We start from the raw sequence: 15,474 nt of genomic DNA on the forward strand, positions 1-15,474 counted from the left end.
GACTTTGAAAACAGTTTCTTCACGATTCCATGTTATACTGTCCCAAAACCAAAGAGCAGTTTTATCGAAGAGCTTCGCTCTTACAGGAGGATTTCTATGTTTCAGATCATCATTACAGACAGCAGCAGACCGCTCCGGCGTCATCTAGAACAATTACTTTCCAAAGCGGGATATCAATGTTATCCTGCCGCTTCCGCAAGAGAAACTTTATGTCTGTTGGAAGAAATTTCCGCGGATCTGATCCTTATGGATATTTCGCTGCCGGATATGAATGGATATGAATTTATAAAGCTCCTTCGAAACTACTCAAGTGAATTGCCGATTCTGGTTCTCTCGGAGAACTGCCTGCTTTCGAATATGAAACGCAGTTTTCTTGCCGGCGCCGACGACTTTATGGGGAAACCTGCGGCAGAAGAAGAACTGGTCCTTCGTATCCATGCCCTTCTCCGCCGCTTTCACAAGATTTCCAAGCCGTGTATCCGTGTAGGCTCTACTTGGCTGGACTCTAAAACCCTGACTGTAGGGAGAGAATCTCAAGTTCAGACACTTCCCCGGAAAGAATTTCAGCTTCTATATAAATTGCTCTCCTGCCCGGAGCAGATATTTACCAGGGGACAGCTTCTGGAAGAAATCTGGGGACCCGCCACCAACTCCATGGAACCTACCGTCAGTGTCCACATCAACCGGCTGCGGAAACGATTTGCGCAGTCCCCGGACTTTCACATCCTGACCGTCAGAGGTTTGGGATATAAAGCAAGTCTCCGTGTCTGAACACACTTTTTCCTTCTTTTTTCCATAAAGTTATCACCCTCTGGACACAATTCTTCTGTATAGTTTGGTCTAACCGTTAAAACCAAAGGAGGTGGATCTGATCATATGATTGAATAAAAAGAAGAGCGGGAACTTTCAAAGATTTGTTGTGAAAGGAGTGTTGTAACATGAAACATAAAATATTTCGCAGACTATTTTTGTTGGCATGTGTGGCAATCCTTGCCACAGGAGCTCTGACCGCGTGTACCAGCGATGATGATTCAGACGGCTCCTCCACCAGTTCGGAGTCGGATTCTGATTCGGACACGTCATCCGATTCCGACTATTCTTCTGATTCTGACAGTGATACATCGTCCGATACAGGTTCCTCTTCCAGTTCGGATACAGCGTCAGATTCAGAGGATTCTACAGATTCCGATACGGCATCTGACTCCAGTACGTCATCAGGATCCAGTTCCTCTTCAGAATCTGACACATCCTCAGAATCTGATACTTCATCTAGTTCGAGTTCTGTTTTGAATTCCAATTAGAAAAGCGGAACAACAGGCCATATGAGAAGAAAAACAGGATGAAATCGCTTTCTCTGTGATTTCATCCTGTTTTTCTTCTCTCGCAGCGTTACCCTTTCTTCATGTCCTTTCATCCTGCCGCAGATAATTAAATCCCGCCTATAGTATTTTCTTTTTCTTAAAGATTAAGATACACGCGATCACAATCACAATACTCAGGACTACTACCCCTGGATATCCGTCTTCCAATCCCGGCATATCTTTGAAATTCATTCCATACCACCCGGTGATCAGCGTCAATGGGAAGAATATGGTAGAAACTACAGTCAGGAACTGCATATTACTGTTCTGCTTAGTGTCAATCTGGGACTGGTGGGCTTCCTTCACTTGCCCCGCGTATTCTAAAAGATGCTCTGTTCTGCTCTTTAACCGGTCCGCCCGATCCGCCAGCGTCCCAAAATATTTCAGCTGTTTCTTTTGGAATAGGCCGTTCTCATTTTCTTCCAATTCTTTACTCAAATCCATAATCTCGTCATAATAACTCCGAAGCGTCAGAAGCTCTCTGCGCAGCGGCATAAGACGGGCCTGAAAATCCTTGATCCTGCCCTGAGCTACATCTTCCTCCATCTCAAACAGTCTCTTCTCGTAAGTAACCAGAAGTTCCTGGTCGCGGCTGATAAATTCCGCAATATAATTATAAATAAACCGTTCCCTTGTCTCACCTTGATGCATCTTCTTCTGCTGGATCCTGCGGATCAGCCGGAGGGAAAAATCTTCATCATCTACGATCACAATATGCCGGTCATTAATAAAAATCGCGATTTTATATCTGCTGCCCAGCACATCCAAAAGCTTTGGAATACAGAAAGTACCTACCAAACAATCCTGCTGGTTTTCAATCTTGCAGAAGCCGATCTTAGATAGCTGCATTTCACCTTCATAGGCAATGTCCAGCTTCTCGAAGACCGCTCCGGCTTGGGCAGAATTAGTCAGAAAAACCGCTGGAAAACGCAATGTTTCCCACTCTTCCATATCCACTGGACATAACTGCTCTCCAAACTGAAAGACCATATTCTCACCTCCGGGTATCATTATAACATAGGGCTTTCAAAAAGGGACAGGGCTTTTTCAATCGGGGCCGGGGGATTTTTAAAAATCCCCCGGCCCCGATTGAAAATCTACGCACAAAGGCCTATACTATTTAAGAATGTTATTTTTACGAAATCTGGTGATAATATGACACATTCCACTATTTCCAAAACGCAGAAAAAGGATTTCAGCCAAGGAAGTGTGGCAGCCAATATTCTCCGGCTTGCTCTTCCAATGACGCTGGCTCAGCTGATCAATGTCCTTTACAATATTGTAGACCGCATTTATATCGGACATCTTCCCAACACCTCCACTCAGGCCTTGACTGGGATAGGGCTTACTCTGCCTGTCATCACGATCATCACTGCCTTTGCCAATCTTTTTGGTATGGGCGGCGCTCCTTTATTTTCTATCGCCAGAGGCGCCCGGGAAACGGAACGGGCAAAATGGATCATGGGAAACTCTTTTTCTCTGCTTTTATTATCCGGTGTGGTTATCGCGGGAGTCTGCTTACTATTCAGGAAACCTCTTTTATATCTTTTTGGCGCCAGCGACATTACTTACCCTTACGCAAATGACTATATTACAATCTACCTGCTCGGAACTTTATTTGTTATGGTCAGCCTAGGTATGAACAATTTTATCAACGCTCAGGGCTTTGGCGTGACCGGAATGCTGACGGTATCTATCGGCGCCATCCTAAATCTGGTGCTGGATCCGCTTTTCATCTTCGTCTTCCACATGGGCGTCCAAGGAGCCGCTATTGCTACTGTCCTTTCTCAATGCATTTCTGCCATTTGGGTGCTTCACTTTCTAACGGGAAATAAGGTGTTAATAAAGTTGTCAAAGAAATATTTTCGTTTACAAAAGGGCCTGATTAAAGAGATAACCTCCCTTGGCCTTTCTGGTTTTGTTATGTCTATCACCAACGGGTCTGTCCAGATCATTTGTAATGCGACTCTTCAGAAATATGGCGGCGACCTGTATGTCGGAATCATGACGGTACTTAACTCTGTACGGGAAATCATTAATATGCCGGTCACTGGGCTAACCAGCGGAGCTCAGCCTATCATGAGTTTTAACTATGGAGCCGGGAAATATAAAAGAGTAAAAACCGCTATCTCATTTACCACCATCGCCTGTATCCTTTTTACACTGGTAATGTGGGCTCTTTTATTTTTCTTCCCTCGCTTCTTCATCCATCTTTTTAACAGCGAACCCGCACTTTTAAGAGAAGGCGTGCCTGCTATGCATTTGTATTTCTTCGGCATTTTCATGATGGCTCTGCAGTTCGCCGGCCAGTCCACCTTCGTAGCCCTTGGCTACTCCCGACAGGCCGTATTCTTTTCCCTCCTTCGCAAAGCTGTGATCGTCATCCCCCTGACCATCTGGCTTCCTACAATAGCAGGTCTTGGAACAAACGGAGTATTTCTGGCCGAGCCAATTTCAAATTTTATCGGTGGAAGCGCCTGCTTTATTACCATGATGTTTACCGTCTGGAAGAAACTTAAAGATTAATTTTGTAAATGATTTAATTTCTTTTTGTCATTTGGGTACAGGGCAAAAGTTAATTGGGGACGTAGCCTTTTTTAATTTTACTACGTCCCCAATCATATACTTTACAAAAACCTCAGGAGTTTCTTATGTTGAATTTTCTCTGGGCCGGCATGATTCTGATCGGTATTCTTTTCGCCGCTTTCACCGGCCGTATCCCGGACATTACCAACGCTGCCATTGACTCTTCTAAGGAAGCCATCACTCTTTGTATTACTATGATGGGGGTTATGTCTTTATGGGTCGGGTTGATGGAAATCGCCAGAAGCGCGGGCGTAATCCAAAGCGCGTCCCGGCGGCTGCACCCTCTTCTGCGCTTTTTATTTCCCAGTCTTCCTCCGGGTCATTCTTCTGAGCCTTATATTCTTACCAATATGATCGCAAATTTTCTTGGGCTTGGCTGGGCCGCGACTCCGGCCGGATTGAAGGCGATGGAGGAATTATCGAAGCTGGAAGACGACCGGCGGCTTATGCGCCTCCCTGGTCCTGTAAGGAAAAAGGGAACTGCCAGCAATGAGATGTGCACCTTCCTGATCATTAATATTTCTTCCCTGCAGTTGATTCCGGTCAATGTGATAGCCTATCGGAGCCAATACGGAAGTGTGGATCCGGCCTCTATTGTAGGCGCCGGAATTCTGGCTACTACAGTGAGCACAGGCGTTGCTGTCATCTTCTGCCGGCTGATGGACCGGAAACGAAAGCGCTGACTTTCGCGGGATCACCCTTTTCCGCCGGATTGCTTTTCTGGAAATGCTACTGCCACTGACAGCCAGCCCGCTTCATAATCCGCCCGAATCTGGCCGCCCATCCGCTCCACCAGTATTTTGGCGATAGAAAGTCCCAGACCGGTGGAGTTTCTCCCTGTCTCTACAGTATAGAACCGGTCAAAAAGCCGTGCGGCAGTTACCGCATTCAATCCGGCGGATGGATTGGAAAATGTGATCCGTCCGCCTGGTTCCATTTCAACACGAAACACCCCTTCCCCGTATTTTATCCCATTGCTGATGATGTTTCCAAATACGCGGCGCAAGGCATCCCGGTCTGCGGTCCGTTCTACCTTTTCTTTTGGGAGCTGGATCCTTGGCGTGATTCCCTCCTCTTGAAAAAGTACATATGCCGCGGCCAAGCTCTCCTCCAGCACTGCCCCTATATCCACTTTTTCTTCCGCCAGTTCTTCTGTTGAGAGAATAATAGAATAGCGAAACATTTCTTCCGTCAGCTTTTTCATCGCTTCTGCCCGGTTATTGATCAGTTCCAGGTATCGTCTGCCTGTCCGCGCAAGTTCTTCTTCTCTTAGCAGACGGACATATCCCAAGATTCCTGTCAAAGGAGTGCGCAGATCATGAGAAATATTTGTAACTGCTTCTTTTAATTCCTGGTCGCCCTGCTGAAATCTGCGGCGCTTTTGATGAAATATGGCAAGTTGACGATTCAGATCCGCCGCAAGGCGGCACATCCTGGAATCACGGCTTGAAATGGCAATCCTCCCATTGGTATCCTCCTGACAGCAATGGGCAAATTGTTCCCGGATTTCTTCCGCCGCCTTACGTATTCCGCAGATTTTTATTCCCAAGACCGCTGATAATACCAACAGCACAAGGCACAAAACACTAAGCCATATTTCCATTGTCCCGCTCCTTCTTTGGCTTTCTCATTTTTAATCGTTTTCTTCTCTCTTCTATTTTAAATCTTTCTTTTCAAACAGCCAGATTCCGACTCCAGTGGCCGCGGCAATTATTCCCAAAGAATACAGCGCCATCGCCGCCGGATGGACTGCCATCTGTCCCGCAAGCTGGAATCCCTGCCCTGTAGGAAGGAAGTCCGCAAGAAACTGCAGCAGTTTCCGTTCCCCTTCTGTGGGATAGACGGGATTTGGCACAGTTTCTATCAAGAATTCTCCATTGATGCTGATTGCCTGTTCCACCATCTCCGGCTGGCTCAAAAGGTTCAAAAGCCCACTGGCCAGCATCAAAAAACCAAAGATCAGTCCCATACTGATTACCGCGGCCGCCGCTTTATTGGCGCAAAGCATGGATAACAGATTGAAAAGCGCCGCGTATACAAGGATGAGCAGAACTGCATCCGCCATCTGCCAAATCAAGGCCGAAGGCTTTGTCTCAAAAAACCCAAACATCGGAATTCCCACTGCGCACACCAGCAAGAGGTAGGCCACATAAAATGCCAGATTCCCAAAGGCACAAGTCAGAAAATTCGCAAAATAAATCTCTTTCCTCCCATGGCCCGCGATCACCTTATTACGGATCGTTCCGTCACTATAGTCGGCTCCTACATACATCGTGACAAACGCGGCGGCCGCGATCCCAATCATGGCGATCAGATTCAGAAAGAAATCATCAATCTGTACATCCAATCCGTAATTGACCATTTCATTATGCTCTGAGAGAAGCATAAAGCCGCCAAACGCCAGACAGACCGCCAAGCAGACCCAGAAAGTCCCGCTCTTCTTAAGGCGCATAAGATTAGCTCCCAACAGCTTACGCATGGCTTTCACCTCCTACCAGATTAATGAAATACCCCTCCAGGCTTTCGTCTTTCTCGCGCAAAGTCTTGATCTTACATCCCTCTGCCGCCAGAGCAAGCGTAAGCTCTGTCACTTCAATCTGCCCGTAAATGTCGGCTTCTGTTTCCGATAAAATCGTATATGGTATTTTACGCTTGTCCATTACCCGTGTCAGCGCCTGGACATCCGATACCTCCACATGGATACATTTCTGACAGTTTTGCTCCAGTTCCCTTGCGCTGATCTCCTTGACCATCTGTCCATGGTCGATAAACCCATAATGAGTGGCAAGCCTGGACAATTCTCCCAGAATATGGCTGGAGATCAAAACAGTGATCTGATACTCACGGTTTAATTTTAGAATCAGCTCCCGCATTTCCACGATGCCTTGAGGATCCAGTCCATTTGTCGGTTCATCTAAAAGCAGGAAGTCCGGGTTCCCTGCCAGCGCTACAGCAATTCCGAGCCTCTGGCGCATTCCCAGCGAGAAATCTTTGGCCTTCTTTTTCCCGGTATCCGGCAGGCCTACTAAATTGAGCAGTTCCCCAATTCCATCTTCGGAAGGAAGCCCGATGATGCGGTATTGCTGCCTAAGATTCTCTTCTGCCGTCATGTGCTGATAGACGGACGGCGTCTCTACCACCGCGCCGATCCTGCGTCTGGCTTTGAGGATCTCCTTCTCTTGATTCCCGGTTCCGTAAAGGGTATAGGTTCCTCCAGTAGGTTTTTGCAGGCCGCAGATCAAACGGATCAGAGTCGTCTTCCCCGCTCCATTTTTCCCTACAAATCCGTAGATCGCGCCTTTTGGCACATGCAGTGTCACATCGTCTAGGGCTTTAAAATGCCTGTATTTTTTCTGCAGATGACTGGTTGTTAAGACATATTCCATATTCTTGCCTCCTGTTTCCTCTTTCTGTCCGGGCTGTCCTTAAGATTCCCCGGCAGCATCCAGGATAGCGGTCTCCGGTTAAGAAACCAGTAAAGGAATTCGTAAAGAAACCGTAAAGATTTCGCCTTTCTCATCCTTGTCTCAGCTTGAAACCAATCCCCCAGACTGCTTCAATATAGTCTTTTCCCGATAATTCCTTAAGTTTCCTGCGCAGATTGCTGATATGGACTTTCAAAGACTCTTCTGTACAGTCCGGCGTATCTTGCCCGATCCTGTCCAAAAGTATGGCTTTTGTGATCACCTGAGATGGATTCTGAAGCAATGTTTTTAGGATGGCGGACTCAGTCCTGGTCAAGTGTACCTCACGGCCATCCACCTTAACAAGCTGGCTCTCCAAATCCATAGAAATACGCTCAAATTCCAATATCGAAAGCCGCGTTTTCTCTTCTTTCTCCGTTTTTCTGAGCTGGACCTGTATCCTCGCCAGAAGCTCATCCACATCGAAAGGTTTCGTTATATAGTCGGCCGCTCCGTTTAATAGGAGCTCTACCTTATTACGCACCTCGCCTTTAGCGCTCATTATGATCACCGGAAGATCGGCGATTTCTGGAAGTACTTTCTCCCCGGAAAGTCCCGGCAGCATAAGGTCCAGCAATACCAAATCCGGCTTTTCTTTCTGGAACAATAAGAGAGCCTCCGTTCCAGAATAAGCGCGTATTACCCTATATTCCTTTTTTTCTAAAATTTCTTCCACCATATCCCCAATATATACATCATCATCCACGACCGCGATCGTATTTCTGCTTTGTTCCCTATTCATCCTAATTTCCTCCATTCCTTCTCATTGTACTATTTCTCTTTGTCATTTTCAAATTCTTAACTTTTCCTTATTTATGCAGTTTTTGCGAATTTTCATGCATTTTAGCCCATTTTATTGACATTTTTGACAAATAGTGATATGCTAAATTTTGTATTAAAGAAACAGTTTCTTAACAGAGCTAATTTTTGAAAGGAGGATGAGAGTATGTGGGGACATATTTTCGACCTTAACAATCCGCTTGTAGGAGCGGACAACACCTGGGTACTTTGGGCTATCTGTGCTGCTGGCGCCGCTGCTGCCATCTATCTGGAACAAAGATACGCATGGGCCGCAAAAGCCAGCGGAGCCATTGTGGCTCTTGTATTTGCCTTAATTTTATCAAATCTGGGAATTATTCCGACAGCCTCACCTGTTTGGGACATTGTCTGGGATTATGTAGTTCCGCTTTCCCTTCCGCTTCTGCTGATGCAGTGTAATGTGCGTGACATGGGGAAGGATTCCTTAAGACTTCTTGGAATCTTCTTATTTGGTTCCGTCGGCACAATGGCAGGCGCAATCCTTGGATTCTTCCTTTTAGGCAACTTTATTCCTGAACTGAACGCGCTGGCTGGCGTATTTACCGGAACTTATGTCGGCGGGTCTGTAAACTTTGCCGCGCTGGGCGAAGCGTTTGGTGTAACCGGCGAAATGCTGTCAGCCGCTACAGTCGCTGACAACCTGCTGATGGCGCTTTACTTCTTTGTACTGGTCATGATTCCGACCATCGGTTTCTTCCGCAAGAATTACAAACATCCGCATCAGGATGCGGTAGAAGCTGGATCTGTCAATAAAGAAGAAGGCGAGACCGCTGCTGCCGCTTACTGGGGACGGAAAGAAATATCTCTGAAAGATATCGCGATGGCTGTTGCCGTTTCCTTCGTGATCGTTGCTTTGTCAGGTATCGTTGCGGACTTCCTGGGTGGAGTGATTCCAACCTCCAATCCTGTCCTGTCTATGCTGAACACGCTGTTTGGCAATATGTATCTGTGGATCGCAACCATCTCTATGATCTGCGCGACAGCGGCCCCGGGATTCTTTGGTGAAATCAGAGGAACCAATGAATTGGGAACTTTCCTGATCTACCTGTTCTTCTTTGTAATTGGTGTTCCTGCCTCTATCCCGTTGATCGTACGGAATTCACCACTGCTTCTGGTGTTCGCGGCAATTGTCGTTATCGTAAATATGCTGTTTAGCTTTGTGTTTGGAAAGATTTTCCACTTCGATCTGGAAGAGATCATCTGCGCATCCAACGCAAATATCGGCGGACCTACCACATCTGCCGCTATGGCGGTCTCCAAAGGCTGGACGAAACTGGTCGGACCTTGTCTGATCGTTGGTACGATCGGTTATGTAATCGGAACTTATCTTGGTCTGATCGTAGGAAGCCTTTTGGGCGCGGCGTAAATTAGGTTTACATACAGGGGCGGAGTTACCGTCCCTGTATTATTTTTTCATTTTCTTTTAATGAAATCATTTCTCATTTAAAAAGTGGGCAACAGCTAGTTTCTACAAAGGAGGGCTGACTTATGAACTTTGATGCACATTGTGACATTTGGACAGATGTAACTCACCATTACCTGGCTGGAGAATCCGATATTTTCCGAAAATATCACTACGAACGGCTGAAAAAAGGACAGATTGAAGGCGGAATTTTTGTAATCTGGAATGATCCGCCCTTTGACAAAGATCCCTTAAAACGTACTCATCAGATGATGGAAGCCATTTCCCATGAAGAACCTGACTGCGCGGACATCCTGAAAATCTGCCGTTCTTATGAAGATATGGCCGCCGCTAAAGAACAGGGGAAAATGTATACTTTCATTGGGCTGGAAGGCTTAAAAAGTATTGGCGAGGATTTGGATCTGATTGACGAGTTCTATCAGTTTGGCGCAAGACACGCAAGCCTTACCTGGAATGAGGAAAATCCGCTCGCCACCGGCGCTCTTGGTACTCCAGAGCGGGGCCTTACCGAAATTGGCCGCAGAGCCGTCCGCAAGATTCAAGATCTGGGAATGATCCTGGATGTGTCCCATTTGAACGACACCTCCTTCTGGGATCTTCTGGACGCTGCCAATGGCCCGGTCGTAGCCACCCATTCAAACTGCCGTGCTCTATGCAACCAGAGGCGGAACCTGATGGACGATCAACTGAAGGCTCTGGCGGAAACCGGCGGAATGGTCGGACTGAATTCTTTCAATGAATTTGTTCATGAAGAGGAGTCAAAACAAACCGTTGAAAACTTAGTCAAACATCTGATCCATATGGTAGAGATCATGGGGATCGATCATGTTGGATTTGGATTTGACTTCTCCGAATTCTTGTGCGGCGATACCTTAAGTTCCTTCAGCAACCAGGCAACACCCTACACTATTGGGCTTGAAGATGCTTCCAAAGTTCCAAATGTAATCGAAGAAATGCGGCGGGTCGGATTTCACGAAGAAGAAATCGAGAAGGTCGCTTATAAAAACTGGCATAAATTAATTCACAAAGTCATGAAATAGTTTCCTGGGGCCGGGGGATTTTTAAAAATCCCCCGGCCCCACTTGCTTTTTTGAAATATTGGGTATAATATGTATATATAATATTATATAGTTTTAAAAACCACGTATTGTATTTTAAATATTTCAGGAGGTTATCACATGGCTGACAGAATTAAAGAACACATTAAAGATCCTGGGAGCGCGATCACACATTTTATCGGAATGTTGATGGCGATTTTTGCCGCGGTCCCTCTTTTAATCAAAGCAGCTCAAGAACCTGAGCGGATTTATATCATATCTATTAGCGTCTATGCGCTGAGTTTGATTTTATTATATGCGGCAAGTACAACTTATCATACCTTCGACCGTTCAAAAAAAGTAAATACCATTTTAAAGAAGATTGACCATATGATGATCAGCGTTCTGATCGCAGGAAGCTATACGCCAATCTGTCTTCTAGTCCTGAAAGGCAGAATCGGGATCATCCTTCTCTCTATTGTATGGGGAATCGCATTGGCCGGGATCTTGATGAAGGCATTTTGGATCAACTGCCCAAAATGGGTCTCTTCCGTTTTATATATTGGAATGGGTTGGACCTGCGTGCTGGCATTCACACAAATCCTTAATTCCATGTCTCCGGCAGCTTTTGGATGGCTGTTGGCAGGAGGTTTGATCTACACGGCAGGCGGCGTAATCTATGCATTAAAGCTCCCGCTCTTCAACCGACGGCATCGTTATTTTGGAAGCCATGAAATCTTCCACTTATTCGTTATGGGCGGAAGCGCTTGCCATTTTATCGTAATGTACGCATTCGTCCTTTAAGTGTTCAAAAAGGGACAGGGCATTTTTAATTAGGGCCGGGGGATTTTTAAAAATCCCCCGGCCCCCAGACTGTAGACAAAGTTGGTGCTGGAGCCTAGCTCCAGCACCACTCTTTTTGCCAAAATGCCAACTCCCATATTTTTTTATAAAAGATAAAAAAGAATCCTGATTTTTTGTCCTGCCTTTCCCTTACATCCAGAATCTTTGCCAGCTTTTTCAGATTCATGCACGCAAAGGTCAGCCCGGCTTTCATTCTCATTCGGGCGTTGCCGATGTATTGTGTGTATCGAAATCCATGCTGTTCTTTTGCACTTCCGAACAATCTCTCAATGGTTTCTTTTCTCAACATATAGATCTCTTTGTTCCCGAGAGTATAGCGGATATCCTCACTGGTTTCCAGATACTCTTCCCAAATGTGGCGGGAGATCGTTTTTTCATGCTCTTTGCTTTCTGTACAGTTGCAAAGGTAAGGGCAGTTTTTACAGATGCTTTTATCGCTCTTGTATTCTTTGTACCCTTCCCGGTTCGTTGTCCGATAAGTAAGGATCTGATCCGCCGGACAGATATAGCAGTCATAGTACTCATCGTAGACATACTCATATTTCTTGAAGAATCCATCTTTTGTCATGGGCCTTTTATACGGAAACAGGGGCTGTATCCCGTCTTTTAACAATTCTCGGGCGATTGCTGGAGTCTTATATCCGGCATCCAATACCATCATCTCCATATCCAGGTCTTTCAACTTGTCGTACAAAGGCTTCCATGTCCTGCTGTCATGTTCATTCCCTGGATGCACAGTATAACCTAAGATCCACCCGTGCTTGTCACATGCAGTCTCTATGTTGTATGCAAAAACATGTTTATGTTCGCCTTTTCGGAACCACCCGCTTTCCGGATCTGAAGTACTGCATTTTTGCGTTTTGGCTCCTTCCGGGATCTCGTCTGAAGAACCGCTTTCACCAGAAGTGCCGCTACCCGCTGCAGGCGGTGTAGTTGAATCATCCTTTTTTTCTTTTAAAGGTTTCTTTCCATGATTTTTGCGGTCTTCATTGATTTCTTTTTTTAACTCCTCCTCATACCATAGAGCTTCTTGAGATGCAATCCTCTTTCGCCTCTTTTTGCTGTTCGCACAGGCTTTTACATGGGTAGAATCCACAAACACGGTAGACGTATCTACCAGATGAAACTTCATACATTGTTCGAGGATATGGGAAAAGATCTGTTCAAACAGTTCCGTATCCTTAAAACGCCGGGTATAGTTTTTCCCAAAAGTAGAAAAGTGAGGAACTGGATCCAGCATATCCAGACCGAGAAACCAACGATACGCTACATTCACTTCGATTTCTTTGATCGTCTGGCGCATACTTTTAATCCCATAGAGATACTGGATAAAAGGGATTTTGATCAGCATCACCGGATCCATGCTCGGCCTTCCGTTATCTGCACAATACTTGTCTTCTACAAGATCGTAAATAAAGTTCCAGTCAATTGCCCGGTCAATCTTTCGGAGCATGTGATCCTTTGGCACCATGTCATCCATGCTGAACAGCATCATTTGTTCTCTTTTTTTATCGGAATCTCTTGTCATCATAAGCAGGCCCTCCTTATAGGATAATTATACCATGTGCAGAGAACGCACCGCTTAACTTTCGAGTTGATAAGTAGGGGATTTTTCTTGATAAAAACCGGAAGAATCATTGAAATGTTGATAACTACAATAGAAAAGCTCCGGTGTAAACCGGGGACTTTGTCTACAGTCTGAGGGCCGGGGGATTTTTAAAAATCCCCCGGCCCCATCATCTTTTCCTTCTCTTTTCTACTCATTCTCTTAATTGCGTATTCGCGTTTCATCGCTTCTTCTTTTGTCTCAAACTCCTCGTAGTAGGCCAATTGTACCGGTCTTCTCCCCTTCGTATATTTTGCCCCTTTTCCGCTGTTGTGCTGTTCCAACCGTTTCTTAAGATCATTTGTCCAGCCTGTGTATAAACTTCCGTCTGCACAGCGCAGAATATATGTATAATTCATGACGGCCTCCCGATCCCATGGTGTTCTTTCTCCACTATTATAGGTGCTTTTCAGGTCATTTGCAATTGGGGCCGGGGGATTTTTAAAAATCCCCCGGCCCCAATTAACTATTCTACCAAGTATTCCATTGGATTGACCGGCTGTCCGTCTTTTCTCATCTCAAAATATACGTTGCAGCCTTCCACGCTGTAATATTTCGTTGGTTGGCTGACATAGCCCAATACAGTTTTGGCCTCTACCCGGTCGCCCACCTTTACTGGCACTTCCTTCAACTGGCCATAGAAGAGCTCATAGCCATTGCCAAGGTCCACATTTACGGTTGTCCCCGTTTCTGCCGTTACATCTATGGATTTCACGGTCCCTGGCGCGGATGAGATCACTTGGTCTCCTTCTGCCCCGGATATGATCATTGCCGGATTATACTTATATTGATCCAAGGTTGAAAAATACACCGTCTTGTCCATACTGTAACTTAAGAGTACATTTCCGTCTACCGGCCACAGAAGCTGACTGTCGCTGGTAAAGCTGGCAGACTGGCTGCTTCCGGAAGTACTCTGGGCCACAGGCGTCTCCTGGCCTTGTGTCTGCGTTCCTTCATCTGATTCCTCATTATTTTCCGCCTCTTCTTCCGCTGGCTCCTCTGTGTTCAGAATCAAGTCCGTATTCGTCTCTTTCGTGCGCTGAGTTTCATTCTCCCGCGTTTCATCTGCTGTCTGAGTCTCTTCCGCCTGCGCCACCTGATCCTCCCGCTGGGATTCTTGATGATCCCTGAATGTATATGTTCCAACGATCGCGATGGCGGCCGCAAAACTCAGGACCGCGGCGGCAGTAGCCCCTCTCCTTTTCTTCGGCTTTGGTTTTTGCCTCTGATTCATTTTATATCACCACCTTTGCCTTTATTTTTGCCAGATAGTGATACACTTATTCTCAAGAAGCAAATCTTTTACATCAATCTGCCGCCGCTTTTCCCGCGCTCTCCTGGGACTCCTCCCCCGCTTCTTCTGACTGTACGATATCCGCTACTTCTTTTATCTTTGTTCCGGGAAAAAAGTACGCCAGAATCTCTTCAAATGTATTGTTCTCTTCCGCCATTTTTCCCGCGGTATACTGGCTCATTCCCAGTCCATGTCCTACCCCTCTTGTGGTGATCCTTACCTTTCCATTATATTTCTGCAGGGTAAAACAACTGGAAGCCAGATGATACGTTTCCCGAAATTCCTCTCCGCTGACCGTCTCTTCTCCTACCCGAACGCTTAACACATATCCCGCGGTATCGCTTTTTGTCACTTCCGCATCCAGTGCATCAATGGTCACCGTCTGGATCTGCTCCGGCGCCTCAATGTCCAACGGGCAGTCCGCGATCTTCAGATAAGGATACTCTTCTCCCAGCACTTCTTTCCCATCCCTGGTACTTCCATTACTCAGCCGGAAAAAAGGAGTTTTTGCCAGGTTCCCTTCGTAGGTCAGCACCTGCCCTTCCGTCGCTTCCCATGCCTTCTGCAATTTTTTATAATTTCTGGAATATCCGCTCATTCCCCATGCTTCTTCCATCTGTTCCCGATCCCAGAATTCTTCTTCCAGCGCTGTCCCGGTTCCTCCTGACTGGAGTTTTTCGTAAATGTCTGTCCTTACCAGCACAGCCTGCGCTTTCAGCGCTTCTTCCTCATAGTCCGCCGGAATTTCTTTTGCTAAAATTCCAATGCAGTACTCTTCGATGGGCATCTGGATCTCCCCCGCCTCCGTCTTTACCCGGATGTCGGTACTGTCCACCTGGGAGGAAGATACACTGCTTGGCCCATTTATGAATACAGTCACTACATAGGGCAGCAAAATGATAATAAGGATGTAGCATCCTAGTTTTTTCAGTCTTTGACCCATAAAAAGCCCTCCCATACACTTATATGGAAGGGCTTCTATTTTTATTCTTCTTTTTCTGCTCCCGGCCCATATACTCC

General features: G+C 46.1%; 15 protein-coding genes and 1 pseudogene. 7 read left to right on the forward strand and 9 right to left on the reverse strand.

The window, feature by feature from the left end; all coding sequences use genetic code 11:
* Positions 1-96 precede the first annotated feature (96 nt).
* Positions 97-771, forward strand: coding sequence for a response regulator transcription factor (locus FND36_16190; GenBank protein ID QDW75455.1), 675 nt, complete (start codon positions 97-99; stop codon positions 769-771).
* 167 nt (positions 772-938) lie between these two features.
* Positions 939-1,301, forward strand: coding sequence for a hypothetical protein (locus FND36_16195; protein QDW75456.1), 363 nt, complete (start codon positions 939-941; stop codon positions 1,299-1,301).
* Positions 1,302-1,439: 138 nt separating this feature from the next.
* On the opposite strand, the gene FND36_16200 is transcribed toward FND36_16195, so the two are convergent.
* Entirely contained in the window at positions 1,440-2,351 is a 912-nt protein-coding gene (locus FND36_16200) for a cobalt transporter (GenBank protein QDW75457.1), read from the reverse strand.
* Between the two features lie 165 nt (positions 2,352-2,516).
* On the opposite strand from FND36_16200, the gene FND36_16205 reads away from it, so the two are divergent.
* Entirely contained in the window at positions 2,517-3,887 is a 1,371-nt protein-coding gene (locus tag FND36_16205) for an MATE family efflux transporter (protein ID QDW75458.1), read from the forward strand.
* Positions 3,888-4,012: 125 nt separating this feature from the next.
* Positions 4,013-4,630, forward strand: a complete 618-nt coding sequence (locus FND36_16210) for a nucleoside recognition protein (protein QDW75459.1) — start codon at positions 4,013-4,015, stop codon at positions 4,628-4,630.
* A gap of 11 nt (positions 4,631-4,641) precedes the next feature.
* Here the strand turns inward: FND36_16210 and FND36_16215 are convergent, their stop codons facing one another.
* The 4 genes from FND36_16215 to FND36_16230 form a co-directional block, all read right to left on the reverse strand.
* On the reverse strand, positions 4,642-5,550 hold the full coding sequence (locus FND36_16215) for a HAMP domain-containing histidine kinase (protein QDW75460.1): 909 nt from the start codon (positions 5,548-5,550) through the stop codon (positions 4,642-4,644).
* A 51-nt stretch (positions 5,551-5,601) separates the two neighbouring features.
* Positions 5,602-6,426 (reverse strand): ABC transporter permease subunit, encoded by an 825-nt coding sequence (locus FND36_16220; protein ID QDW75461.1) that lies wholly within the window; start codon positions 6,424-6,426, stop codon positions 5,602-5,604.
* On the reverse strand, positions 6,419-7,333 hold the full coding sequence (locus FND36_16225) for an ATP-binding cassette domain-containing protein (protein QDW75462.1): 915 nt from the start codon (positions 7,331-7,333) through the stop codon (positions 6,419-6,421). The genes FND36_16220 and FND36_16225 overlap by 8 nt, the downstream gene beginning before the upstream one ends.
* Positions 7,334-7,463: 130 nt before the next feature.
* On the reverse strand, positions 7,464-8,153 hold the full coding sequence (locus FND36_16230) for a response regulator transcription factor (protein QDW75463.1): 690 nt from the start codon (positions 8,151-8,153) through the stop codon (positions 7,464-7,466).
* A gap of 204 nt (positions 8,154-8,357) precedes the next feature.
* On the opposite strand from FND36_16230, the gene FND36_16235 reads away from it, so the two are divergent.
* The 3 genes from FND36_16235 (at position 8,358) to FND36_16245 (ending at position 11,494) form a co-directional block, all read left to right on the forward strand.
* Positions 8,358-9,596, forward strand: coding sequence for a DUF819 domain-containing protein (locus tag FND36_16235; protein ID QDW75464.1), 1,239 nt, complete (start codon positions 8,358-8,360; stop codon positions 9,594-9,596).
* A gap of 122 nt (positions 9,597-9,718) precedes the next feature.
* Positions 9,719-10,693 carry a membrane dipeptidase gene (locus FND36_16240; protein QDW75465.1) on the forward strand — a complete coding sequence of 325 codons (975 nt, stop codon included), beginning with the start codon at positions 9,719-9,721 and terminating at the stop codon, positions 10,691-10,693.
* Between the two features lie 138 nt (positions 10,694-10,831).
* Positions 10,832-11,494, forward strand: a complete 663-nt coding sequence (locus FND36_16245; GenBank protein ID QDW75466.1) for a hemolysin III family protein — start codon at positions 10,832-10,834, stop codon at positions 11,492-11,494.
* A gap of 199 nt (positions 11,495-11,693) precedes the next feature.
* Here the strand turns inward: FND36_16245 and FND36_16250 are convergent.
* The 4 genes and pseudogenes from FND36_16250 to FND36_16265 all read right to left on the reverse strand — a co-directional run bounded on the left by FND36_16250 (position 11,694) and on the right by FND36_16265 (position 15,397).
* A pseudogene (locus FND36_16250) lies at positions 11,694-13,091 on the reverse strand (IS1182 family transposase).
* Positions 13,092-13,270: 179 nt separating this feature from the next.
* Entirely contained in the window at positions 13,271-13,519 is a 249-nt protein-coding gene (locus FND36_16255; GenBank protein QDW75467.1) for a GIY-YIG nuclease family protein, read from the reverse strand.
* Positions 13,520-13,626: 107 nt separating this feature from the next.
* The gene (locus tag FND36_16260; protein QDW75468.1) at positions 13,627-14,394 is read right to left on the reverse strand and encodes a M23 family metallopeptidase; all 768 of its coding nucleotides are present in this window, start codon (positions 14,392-14,394) and stop codon (positions 13,627-13,629) included.
* Positions 14,395-14,467: 73 nt separating this feature from the next.
* Positions 14,468-15,397: a SpoIID/LytB domain-containing protein gene (locus FND36_16265; protein ID QDW75469.1), complete on the reverse strand. Its 930-nt coding sequence runs from the start codon at positions 15,395-15,397 to the stop codon at positions 14,468-14,470.
* Positions 15,398-15,474: the final 77 nt, after the last annotated feature.

It is taken from the genome of Lachnospiraceae bacterium KGMB03038 (assembly GCA_007361935.1).
Taxonomy (GTDB): domain Bacteria; phylum Bacillota; class Clostridia; order Lachnospirales; family Lachnospiraceae; genus Massilistercora.

Bases quoted from the DNA above. Each gene is read 5' to 3' on its own strand.
- FND36_16190 (QDW75455.1), top strand. From the start codon at position 97: ATGTTTCAGATCATCATTACAGACAGCAGCAGACCGCTCCGGCGTCAT.
- FND36_16195 (QDW75456.1), top strand. From the start codon at position 939: ATGAAACATAAAATATTTCGCAGACTATTTTTGTTGGCATGTGTGGCA.
- FND36_16200 (QDW75457.1), bottom strand. From the start codon at position 2,351: ATGGTCTTTCAGTTTGGAGAGCAGTTATGTCCAGTGGATATGGAAGAG.
- FND36_16205 (QDW75458.1), top strand. From the start codon at position 2,517: ATGACACATTCCACTATTTCCAAAACGCAGAAAAAGGATTTCAGCCAA.
- FND36_16210 (QDW75459.1), top strand. From the start codon at position 4,013: ATGTTGAATTTTCTCTGGGCCGGCATGATTCTGATCGGTATTCTTTTC.
- FND36_16215 (QDW75460.1), bottom strand. From the start codon at position 5,550: ATGGAAATATGGCTTAGTGTTTTGTGCCTTGTGCTGTTGGTATTATCA.
- FND36_16220 (QDW75461.1), bottom strand. From the start codon at position 6,426: ATGCGTAAGCTGTTGGGAGCTAATCTTATGCGCCTTAAGAAGAGCGGG.
- FND36_16225 (QDW75462.1), bottom strand. From the start codon at position 7,333: ATGGAATATGTCTTAACAACCAGTCATCTGCAGAAAAAATACAGGCAT.
- FND36_16230 (QDW75463.1), bottom strand. From the start codon at position 8,153: ATGAATAGGGAACAAAGCAGAAATACGATCGCGGTCGTGGATGATGAT.
- FND36_16235 (QDW75464.1), top strand. From the start codon at position 8,358: ATGTGGGGACATATTTTCGACCTTAACAATCCGCTTGTAGGAGCGGAC.
- FND36_16240 (QDW75465.1), top strand. From the start codon at position 9,719: ATGAACTTTGATGCACATTGTGACATTTGGACAGATGTAACTCACCAT.
- FND36_16245 (QDW75466.1), top strand. From the start codon at position 10,832: ATGGCTGACAGAATTAAAGAACACATTAAAGATCCTGGGAGCGCGATC.
- FND36_16255 (QDW75467.1), bottom strand. From the start codon at position 13,519: ATGAATTATACATATATTCTGCGCTGTGCAGACGGAAGTTTATACACA.
- FND36_16260 (QDW75468.1), bottom strand. From the start codon at position 14,394: ATGAATCAGAGGCAAAAACCAAAGCCGAAGAAAAGGAGAGGGGCTACT.
- FND36_16265 (QDW75469.1), bottom strand. From the start codon at position 15,397: ATGGGTCAAAGACTGAAAAAACTAGGATGCTACATCCTTATTATCATT.